The sequence below is a fragment of the Neobacillus drentensis genome, from assembly GCF_036965645.1.
Taxonomy (GTDB): domain Bacteria; phylum Bacillota; class Bacilli; order Bacillales; family Cytobacillaceae; genus Neobacillus; species Neobacillus drentensis_D.
The window spans coordinates 1-9,499 of the sequence record NZ_JBALPZ010000067.1 but is presented as its reverse complement, the minus strand read 5'-3'; the positions used below and the strand labels follow the sequence as shown (position 1 = coordinate 9,499).

The 9,499-nt window shown below is 38.0% G+C and carries 11 protein-coding genes; 7 read left to right on the top strand and 4 right to left on the bottom strand.

Features of this window, described 5'->3' with window-relative positions:
• Window positions 1-351: 351 nt before the first annotated feature.
• The 3 genes from V7266_RS13840 to V7266_RS13830 form a co-directional block, all read right to left on the bottom strand.
• Window positions 352-1,230, bottom strand: coding sequence for a ClpXP adapter SpxH family protein (locus V7266_RS13840; RefSeq protein ID WP_335468477.1), 879 nt, complete (start codon window positions 1,228-1,230; stop codon window positions 352-354).
• Window positions 1,214-1,624, bottom strand: a complete 411-nt coding sequence (locus V7266_RS13835) for a globin (protein WP_335468476.1) — start codon at window positions 1,622-1,624, stop codon at window positions 1,214-1,216. Before V7266_RS13835 ends, V7266_RS13840 begins: the two co-directional genes overlap by 17 nt.
• Before the next feature lie 257 nt (window positions 1,625-1,881).
• Complete coding sequence (locus V7266_RS13830) at window positions 1,882-2,472, bottom strand: CYTH domain-containing protein (RefSeq protein WP_335468475.1); 591 nt, start codon at window positions 2,470-2,472, stop codon at window positions 1,882-1,884.
• A 155-nt stretch (window positions 2,473-2,627) separates the two neighbouring features.
• Between V7266_RS13830 and V7266_RS13825 the strand changes: the two genes are divergently transcribed.
• The 4 genes from V7266_RS13825 to V7266_RS13810 all read left to right on the top strand — a co-directional run bounded on the left by V7266_RS13825 (window position 2,628) and on the right by V7266_RS13810 (window position 5,456).
• Window positions 2,628-2,996 (top strand): hypothetical protein, encoded by a 369-nt coding sequence (locus V7266_RS13825; protein WP_335468474.1) that lies wholly within the window; start codon window positions 2,628-2,630, stop codon window positions 2,994-2,996.
• 63 nt (window positions 2,997-3,059) lie between these two features.
• Window positions 3,060-3,698: a GTP pyrophosphokinase gene (locus V7266_RS13820; RefSeq protein ID WP_335468473.1), complete on the top strand. Its 639-nt coding sequence runs from the start codon at window positions 3,060-3,062 to the stop codon at window positions 3,696-3,698.
• Window positions 3,699-3,738: 40 nt separating this feature from the next.
• Window positions 3,739-4,533, top strand: coding sequence for an NAD kinase (locus V7266_RS13815; RefSeq protein WP_335468472.1), 795 nt, complete (start codon window positions 3,739-3,741; stop codon window positions 4,531-4,533).
• Between the two features lie 17 nt (window positions 4,534-4,550).
• A complete protein-coding gene (locus V7266_RS13810; protein ID WP_335468471.1) occupies window positions 4,551-5,456 on the top strand; it encodes an RluA family pseudouridine synthase in 906 nt (301 codons plus the stop codon).
• A 33-nt stretch (window positions 5,457-5,489) separates the two neighbouring features.
• Here V7266_RS13810 and prpE read toward each other — a convergent pair whose 3' ends face one another.
• Window positions 5,490-6,230: a bis(5'-nucleosyl)-tetraphosphatase PrpE gene (gene prpE, locus V7266_RS13805; protein ID WP_335468470.1), complete on the bottom strand. Its 741-nt coding sequence runs from the start codon at window positions 6,228-6,230 to the stop codon at window positions 5,490-5,492.
• 95 nt (window positions 6,231-6,325) lie between these two features.
• On the opposite strand from prpE, the gene V7266_RS13800 reads away from it, so the two are divergent.
• From V7266_RS13800 to V7266_RS13790, 3 genes are all read left to right on the top strand, one after another.
• Window positions 6,326-8,185 carry a monovalent cation:proton antiporter family protein gene (locus V7266_RS13800; RefSeq protein WP_335468469.1) on the top strand — a complete coding sequence of 620 codons (1,860 nt, stop codon included), beginning with the start codon at window positions 6,326-6,328 and terminating at the stop codon, window positions 8,183-8,185.
• 108 nt (window positions 8,186-8,293) lie between these two features.
• Complete coding sequence (gene fabI, locus V7266_RS13795) at window positions 8,294-9,058, top strand: enoyl-ACP reductase FabI (protein WP_335468468.1); 765 nt, start codon at window positions 8,294-8,296, stop codon at window positions 9,056-9,058.
• Window positions 9,059-9,255: 197 nt separating this feature from the next.
• On the top strand, window positions 9,256-9,499 hold a 244-nt coding region (locus tag V7266_RS13790; RefSeq protein WP_335468467.1), incomplete at its 3' end, for a hypothetical protein.

Here is a 9,499-nt window from a genome sequence, read left to right as displayed (position 1 = left end):
GAATTGTGCAGCTCCTGCTTGCATAGGAGTTCGTCTATGCCTGCCCTATACGAGGTGCTTCCGCGTTTCTATTATGTCTATTGTCAAATACGTGAATTTATTACTTTATGACAATAATGTGAAATAAAACACAAACTTATTGTCACATACTTGTCGTGCATGGTATATTTTATACGTGAAGTTGATCACAACAAACATATACCCCTTTGTTTGACCGTGAAAAATTTCTCCCATCCCCTTTGTTCGTATTAATAGAGAAATGCCTTGCAGCTGAGAAGCTGCAAGGCATTTTCATTCCGTCGTATTTACTTGAAAAAAGATAAGTGCCAATCGTTTTAGATTGACACTTATCTATTCATCAATATATCGCCAAAATGTACCGTATTTTGCAGGAATTTGCTCGACTATCTGCTTTAACAAAAGCTTCTTCATTTCTCGTTCAATCTGCGAAACGGACATATTATAAACAACCGCAATTTCTTTAGAAGCGACAAACTTAAAGAACTTTAGAAAAGATTCTAGTGGCGGCGGTGGTGATTTCTCCGGTTTTTCTGTAAGCATTTCTTCTAGTATTTGTACATAAACCTCATATGGATAGGAACCAGCAATTTTAATCCCTTCATCTTCAATATTTTCATTAAAAAATACGAGGGTTGGAATTTCAATTACATCCATCTCAGAAGTAATTTTTAAATCGCATTGAAAGGCTTTGGCAGCACTGTCGGAATGAATATCTTTCATGAATTCCGTAACATCTAAACCAGAACTTTCCGCACATTTCTTTAAAACTTCTAGGTTTGAAGGATTCTGCTTTTCTAAAAATAACATTTCCTGTATTCTGCGAAAGAAACGTAAACCAGCTCGTCTTCCTTGTAACTCAGCCGCTTTAATCGCGATGGAGACAATATAAGGATTATTAATTGGATTCTCTAACCACAGGCTTCCATCGCAAGACATTCCCGACCTGCTTGCAGTTTTTTCCCAAACTTGAGCGAGATTCTCATAGTTCTTCTTTTTACTTAAGTTTAAATTAGCTAATCTCCCACTTAAAACATGTTTAATGGAAAAGTATCGTCCATACTCAATTCGAAGTTTTTTAAGAATCGGCTCTATTGCCCAGCATTCGGGGCATAACGGATCAATAAACATATATATTTCAAGTGGCTTCTTCTCATTGCTATTAAAATGGTTCTTGGGGACAGGTGATGATGAATTATTCACGATTTTCACCTGTAATCCCGCCATTATCTGGCGTATTAATCATGTGTTGGGCTGTAAGATGCAGCCGAGCGTAAAATTCTTCTCTTACCGGCCCTTTTAATCCGACTAGGTCCATGGCTTGCCTCATACAAGATAACCAAGCCCTTGCACGGGTGGGAGTAACGGGAAATGGCAAATGACGTGCCCGCATCATGGGGTGACCATGTTCTTCTGTATAAAGAGGAGGACCTCCTAAGTATTGAGTTAAAAATTGCTTTTGTTTCCGGGCAATTTCTGAGAATTGATTTGGAAATATGGGCGCAAGGTCAGGATGTTGTGCAACAAGGCTATAGAAAGTGTCGACAAGACGGTGCAGTAAATCTTCACCAATTTCTTCGAATGGTGTAATCTTTTTATCGATCAAGTTGACAACTCCTTTCTTCTTTATTGTATTCATATTTTATCAATGCCCATTTCATATCTCAAATGAATTGCCTTGAAATGACAGATTTTTAAGATTGGTACATTTTTTATGTTATCAATTTTTTGATACTGAATTGTTGATCTCCGCGCTGGGCGAAGGTGGTTCGAGGGCACTCAGTTCCGTACTCCTCAGGTATCTGCGCGTCATCTGCTCCAATCTATATTAAAAACAATTGCCTGAAATATAATTGGCCGCTGCTAGTTAGTTTTAGTTTGTTTGTATTTTTGATTATAGAAGCGTTGGACTTTATTTTCGCTTTGACGTTGTGGGATTTTAAATTGTGATAGAAGTGCTTGGAATTTTTTTAGGCCTTCCTGATAGTCTTCTACTTCGTATTCCATTTCATAATCTTCGTGTTGAAGATAGATACTGTGGTCAAGTACGAGCAATCCATTCTCATAAGCAAGTTCTACCCGATTGGTGATAAGTGAACCAAAATAGACGAGCTTGGCAAAAGGTATGTTATTTTCTTCAATTAATTGTTTTATTTGTCCGCTTGGCAGTATGCCGTCATGAATAGCCGCAGAGGTTTCTTCTTGTGTTAATTTTTGATTGGTTTCAAGCAGCCCTATTTCTCTTGGCTGTTTGAGGGTCATCTCATAGTTTGTGTCCTTTTTTCGAATTCTTAATGCACTCTTTGCATTTTTTAAAGAAAAATCAGGTGTATCAAAGTATAAATTTTCCTGAGTGAAGATTTGCTTTTTTTCTATGTTAAAAGCCAATAAAATACCTTCATATTCTGCTTTTGTAAGCATGTTTTTAAACTCGATTTCGATATTTTGTGCCATCCTTTGTCTTCCTTTCGCCTATATGATGATTCCATCATACCGATGAACTTCGGATAATGTCTAGTTTCCGATTTTTGCTTGTTTTAAAAAAGCAATCCTTGGGAGAAATGGTCTGATTATGCTAAAATAGGAAGGTGAAAGATGGAGGGCTAATGATGAAGAAGAAAATAATAATAGAGACAGCGAAATTAACCGCTGATAAGCTAATTTTAGAAACGAATGAATCCATTAACGGGTTAATTCCTGGGGAACAAATACTTGTTGATTCAGATAATAGTGCTTTTGTTTACCTTATGGAAGATCAAGATGACTATACATATATTGTTTTATCGGAATTTCTCTGGTCAGATTTAAAAACAGCTAACGAACAAAAATTACCCGTAGTCGTTAAATCAAATCAGGAACAAGTTGAACTTATAAATTTTTATGACGAATTAGATTATATCCTTAGTAATATAAGAGGCAACAGCAATTACGGTGATGAATTGGTAACAAAAGTTGAGAGATTATTCATAAATGTTTGATATTTTCTCTGAAGCGAAATAAATTCGCTCGTCTAAACAATTTGTTTTCTTTGAGGTGGTATCATGAAGCACTGGGATCAATTTTTAGCACCATATAAACAGGCAGTTTCCGAATTGAAAGTAAAGTTAAAAGGGATGAGGGGACAATACGAGTTAGATGCTACTCATTCACCAATTGAATTTGTAACAGGCAGAGTAAAACCCATCGCAAGTATTCTTGATAAAGCGAATCAAAAAGGGATTCCGCTTGAAAGCTTGGAAGAGGAAATGCAGGATATTGCCGGCATGCGGATTATGTGTCAGTTTGTCGATGATATTCATACTGTGGTTAATTTATTAAGAATTCGTAACGATTTTGAAATCGTGGAAGAACGAGATTATATTTCTCATGAAAAAACAAGTGGATATCGCTCCTACCATGTTGTAATTCGTTATCCTGTTCAGACCATACATGGGGAAAAGAAAATACTTGCTGAAATCCAAATACGGACGTTGGCGATGAATTTCTGGGCAACAATTGAACATTCACTTAACTATAAGTATAAAGGGATATTCCCTTCCGATATAAAAATGAGATTATTAAGAGCTGCAGAAGCGGCGTTTCGTTTAGACGAAGAAATGTCTTTAATACGTGGTGAAATACAAGAAGCACAAGCATTTTTTACACGAAAAAAGGAACTGACACAAGAAGAAAAGAACTGACATCCGCCCTGTGAAAGCCCATTTGTAAGGAGAAATTATGATGAAATTTGCGATTACATCCAAAGGAGATCAAAAGTCTAATATATTAATGCATAAAATGAGGACCTATTTACTTGATTTTGATCTTATTTATGATGAAGACCAACCTGATATTGTTGTTTCCATAGGTGGAGACGGGACACTTCTTTATGCGTTCCATCGCTATAGCAGCCGGCTAAGTAAAACAGCCTTCGTTGGAATACATACCGGGCACCTCGGATTTTATGCAGATTGGATTCCGGATGAGATTGAAAAATTAGTAATTGCGATTGCAAAAACCCCATTCCAAGTCGTAGAGTACCCGCTTCTTGAAGTCATTATCCGTTACACACATGCAGGAAAAGAATCCCGTTACTTAGCACTTAATGAATCGACGGTGAAAAGTGTCGAGGGAACATTGGTGATGGATGTAGAAATTAGAGGACAGCATTTTGAACGGTTTCGTGGTGATGGGCTATGTGTGTCTACTCCATCAGGCAGTACAGCTTATAATAAAGCTCTTGGCGGGGCAATTATTCATCCGTCTATTTCAGCCTTACAAGTTGCAGAAATGGCTTCCATCAATAACAGGGTGTTTCGAACGGTGGGCTCACCATTAATTCTGCCGGCACATCATACCTGTATGCTTAAGCCAGTAAAAAAATCTGATTTTCAGGTAACCATTGATCACCTGACATTACTCCATAAGGATGTAAAATCGATCCAATATAGGGTGCCAGAAGAAAAAATCCGTTTTGCCCGCTTTAGACCATTTCCTTTTTGGAAAAGAGTCCATGATTCATTTATCTCTGATTAAACCGGAGGACCATGTCGATGGGATCAAGTTTTAAATTGCACTGGATCATTGATGAAACTAATGCAGGTTTATCAATTAAGGAATTTTTAAAAAGAGAGGAAATCTCTCGAATTGCTTTAACAGATATTAAATTTAAGGGTGGCTTTATTCTTGTTAATCAAGAGGAAGTAAATGTTAGATATAAGTTAATCGTTGGTGATTCGTTGACTGTGATTTTTCCTCCTGAGATTCCGAGTGAGGGAGTTATGGGGGAGTATATCCCGTTAACCATATTGCATGAAGATGATTTTTTACTTGTGGTAAATAAACCTGCTCTGATGAACACCATACCATCTCGTGAACATCCTAATGGCAGTCTTGCAAATGCAGTTGTGGGCTATTACCAGCGAGTGGGCATACAGGCTACTTCTCATATCGTTACAAGACTTGACCGTGATACCTCTGGAATTGTATTAATTGCCAAACATCGCCATGTTCATCATTTATTTAGTAAAATGCAGCAAAATGGATTAGTGAAAAGAACTTATGAAGCTTTTGCGGGTGGTTTATTGGCAGATGATCAAGGAACCATCACCGAACCGATTGGCCGCAAGCAGGACAGTATTATTGAACGGGAAGTCCGGGCTGACGGTCAATATGCTTGTACCCATTTTCAAGTAATAGAGAGATGTTCTACATTTACTCATATCGAGCTGGGGCTTGAAACAGGGCGGACACACCAGATAAGAGTTCATATGTCTTTCCTAGGACATCCTCTGCTTGGAGATGATTTATATGGAGGAGATACTGCGTTAATCAAACGGCAGGCCCTTCATTGTAAAAGAATTCAATTCCATCATCCTTTCTATAAAGAGGAAATGTCATTTTCGGCTTCTCCACCAGAGGATATGACTTGTATATTAAAGGCTGACCTGTTTGAATAGCGGGTCAGCCTTTTGTATTATTTTTTAGCTAATTTAGTCAAATTGTTTAAATTTTTCCTCAATAAATGGCATAGTAGAAGGAACAGACACCAGTTCCATTTCTGGATAACGTATGGCCGTCAATTTACCGCCAAATACAGCTCCTGTATCAATGTTATACGTATTATTGATAATACGCGGCTCTTTGACCGGAGTATGACCATAAACAATAGAGGCATCGCCATGATAATTTTTTGCCCAATCTAATCTAACCGGAGTTCCATCAGGATTTTTCTTTCCGGTAATATCTCCATAAAGGACAAATTCCTTTACTTTTCCATGTGTTTGGCCGATATATTCCTTTTTAATCCCAGCATGTGCTATAACTAACTTTCCATTGTCTAATACTAAATATAGCGGGGCTTTTTCATACAGCTCCATAAATTTTTTACGAATGGATTGCTGATCTTGTTTATATAATGATTCATATTCAGCCACTGTTGTTTCTAGCCCGTGTGTCACCTGAACTTTATTGCCGAGTAAAAAGCGGTACAGCTTATTGCAATGATTGCCGGGTGTGTAATGTGCATTTTGGTGATGGATTACAAGCTGCCAAACGATCTCAATCACCCTAATGGATGCAGGTCCTCTGTCCGTCAGGTCGCCAACAAAACCGAGAGTCCTCCCGGCGGAATGGACTGGTAACCCTGTTTCCCAATTGTAACCAAGCTTTAAGGTTAGTTCTTTCAATTCGTCAAAACAACCGTGAATGTCACCGATAATATCAATTTTCATAGGGATTTACCTCCTGTAAGTTCGTGTTTATTTTTAGTTTAATCGGTTACTTTTATAAGAAAGAAAACTAGTATTGAAAGGTGGTTAAATAAATAATGGAACAACATGTTTCTGTTCTTTCGCTGCTTGTTGTGGTAACGACCGCATTTTTAACTCCCATTATCCTGCATCGTTTTAAATTGAATTTCATTCCGGTAGTGGTGGCTGAAATTATCATGGGCCTCATTATTGGGAAGAGCGGTCTCGATATTGTCCATCAAGATGCATGGCTCTCCACCCTTTCGTCCCTTGGCTTTATTTTCCTTATGTTTTTAAGCGGGCTGGAAATTGATTTTACTGCCTTTAGCGGCAGTAAAGAACGCGAAGTACTTTCGAACGGAAAAAAGGAGCCTAATACCTTTGCTGCAGCATCCGCCATTTTTGCTGGAATCTTTATATTCTCTTTAATTCTATCTTATTTATTTGTTTTAGCAGGATTTATTGATAATGCCTTTTTGATGACATTAATTATTTCAACTATTTCTCTAGGAGTAGTAGTGCCAACCTTAAAAGAGGCCCATTTGATGAAAACTGTTATTGGGCAAATCATCCTGCTTGTTGCGGTCATAGCCGATTTAGTGACGATGATTTTATTAGCTGTATTTGTTTCCTTAAATGAGGCTGGCCATGGTAACACTTGGCTGCTCTTGATATTATTTGGAGCAGGTATTGTTCTTTATATTATTGGTAGGATATTTAAAACACGCACCTTTATTGAAACATTATCAACAAGTACAGTCCAGATTGGAACAAGGGCTGTATTTACACTGATTATTGTATTAGTGGGGTTATCGGAGACACTCGGTGCAGAGAATATCCTTGGCGCCTTTCTAGCCGGTGTTTTAGTGTCGTTACTATCCCCAAATCAAGAACTGGTCCATAAGCTCGATTCCTTTGGATACGGCTTCTTAATTCCAATCTTTTTTGTCATGGTTGGGGTTAATCTTGATGTTTGGTCACTTTTTAGTGAAAAGAAACTCCTTTTACTCATACCGCTATTATTAATTGGGCTGCTTTTATCAAAGCTTGTGCCAGTTTATCTTTTAAAGCTTTGGTATGATACTAAAACGGTTATTTCGTCGGGCTTTTTGCTTACCTCCACCCTTTCACTCGTGATCGCAGCTGCAACAATTGGAGAAAGGATGGAAGTAATAACCCCAAAAATGAGTGGAACCCTGATATTGGTGGCTGTAATCACATCCATTTTTACACCGATGGTATTCAAAAAACTCTTTCCGATGGAGGCTGCAGCAAGTAAAAAGGTTAGTGTAGCATTTTTAGGTGCTAATCAGGTAACCCTAGCATTATCGCAAGAATTAAAGTCAGGCCTTTACGTTCCGGTTCTTTATCATACGAAAATGGAGAAATCAGAAAAACAAATTGCAAATTCACTCTTTGATATTGTTGAAATCACTGATTACACCATCGATTCAATTTCCAAAACAAATGTTTTTCAATCAGAAATTGTAGTAATTTCTACTGGTGATGAGCAATTAAACGCAAGTTTGTCCATTGAAGCGAGAGAAAGAGGGGTTTCCAGGGTCATTGCAAGGATTGAAAGCATGGAACTAGAACAAAATTTACGGGATCAAAATGTTGAGGTATTCTCTTCGTTTATGTCGACCAAAACTCTTCTCCGCGCCTTAATTGAATCTCCAACTGTAATGAACATCTTGACGAACCAAGAGACAGGTCTTTATGAAATTAAGATGTTAAATACACATTTTAATGGAATGCATTTGCGCCATTTTCCTTTTACAGGTGATGTAATTTTTGTTCGTATTTTTAGAGGAAAGGATTCCATTGTCCCTCATGGTGATACGGAACTGCAAATGGATGATCGTTTGATTGTTACTGGGTCAAAGGAGTATGTGGTTGAATTGAAGCGAGAATTAGAATTTTGTGAGACTTGCTAAAGAGTTTAGGAAAGAATAGTATCCGCACCTTTTCATTTATGGTGAAGTAGTGTAAAATTAGTACCAAGTACTAATATCATGTAATTATAGTAGGAGGACTTTTTCAATATGAATCTTTCTGGAAAAACTTTTGTTGTTATGGGTGTAGCCAATAAACGCAGTATTGCATGGGGGATTGCCCGTTCACTTCACAATGCTGGAGCAAGATTAATTTTTACATATGCTGGTGAAAGAATTGAAAGCAGTGTTCGTGATTTAGCTAACTCTTTAGAGGCAGAAGGAACATTAGTATTGCCTTGCGATGTTACAAGTGATGAAGCGATTGCTACATGTTTTGCAGAAATTAAAGAAGCTGTAGGTACCATTCACGGGATTGCACACTGTATTGCATTCGCAAAAACTGAAGATCTAAAAGGTGAATTTCTCAACACATCCAGAGATGGATTCCTGCTTGCTCAAAATATCAGTTCCTATTCGTTAACAGCTGTTGCTAAAGAAGCACGTCCGCTAATGACAGAAGGAGGCAGCATCGTTACCTTAACGTACTTAGGCGGTGAGCGTGCTATTCCAAACTATAATGTAATGGGTGTTGCGAAAGCTTCATTGGATGCAAGTGTCCGTTACTTGGCTTCAGACTTAGGAAAAGACGGCATTCGTGTGAACTCGATTTCAGCGGGTCCGATCCGTACTTTATCAGCGAAGGCAATTGGAGCATTCAATTCGATTTTAAGTGAGATTGAAGAAAAAGCACCATTACGCAGAACGACTACTCCAGAAGAAGTCGGTGACACAGCCGTATTCCTATTCAGTGATTTTTCACGCGGTATTACTGGTGAAAACATCCATGTAGATTCTGGCTACCATATTCTTTAATAACGGCTTTTTATCACAAGTTCTTCGAAAGTAAATGCCTTTATTATGGTCCAAAAGCAACAAATTTATTGAAATTGATCTTAATAACAAAGCCTGCTAATTCTTTAGCAGGCTTTTTGGTTGTCTTAAATGAACCAAGGTAGGCATACTGCCATATATTAAAACGTGTGGGGTTATGGAAAAAGGAGGTGAATTTCTTGTCCAATAATAAGAGTCAGAGGCCGACGTTATTTATCCAACAGCAGTCTTTTGTAAGGCCGCCTTCTAATTTAAACATGCAGGAAGTATATACGAGCCGCGAGGAAATCGCACCGCTTGAGGAAGAACAGCCAGTGCAAGATGAGATGAATAAAACAATCTCACTTGCAAAAGAGGCGAAGAATAACACGCACTTAGTTGCAAAAGAGGCGAAGAATAACACGCACTCAGTTGCAAAAGAGG

Bases quoted from the DNA above. Each gene is read 5' to 3' on its own strand.
- V7266_RS13820 (WP_335468473.1), top strand. From the start codon at position 3,060: ATGAAGCACTGGGATCAATTTTTAGCACCATATAAACAGGCAGTTTCC.
- V7266_RS13815 (WP_335468472.1), top strand. From the start codon at position 3,739: ATGAAATTTGCGATTACATCCAAAGGAGATCAAAAGTCTAATATATTA.
- fabI (WP_335468468.1), top strand. From the start codon at position 8,294: ATGAATCTTTCTGGAAAAACTTTTGTTGTTATGGGTGTAGCCAATAAA.
- V7266_RS13800 (WP_335468469.1), top strand. From the start codon at position 6,326: ATGGAACAACATGTTTCTGTTCTTTCGCTGCTTGTTGTGGTAACGACC.
- V7266_RS13810 (WP_335468471.1), top strand. From the start codon at position 4,551: ATGGGATCAAGTTTTAAATTGCACTGGATCATTGATGAAACTAATGCA.
- V7266_RS13825 (WP_335468474.1), top strand. From the start codon at position 2,628: ATGAAGAAGAAAATAATAATAGAGACAGCGAAATTAACCGCTGATAAG.
- prpE (WP_335468470.1), bottom strand. From the start codon at position 6,230: ATGAAAATTGATATTATCGGTGACATTCACGGTTGTTTTGACGAATTG.
- V7266_RS13830 (WP_335468475.1), bottom strand. From the start codon at position 2,472: ATGGCACAAAATATCGAAATCGAGTTTAAAAACATGCTTACAAAAGCA.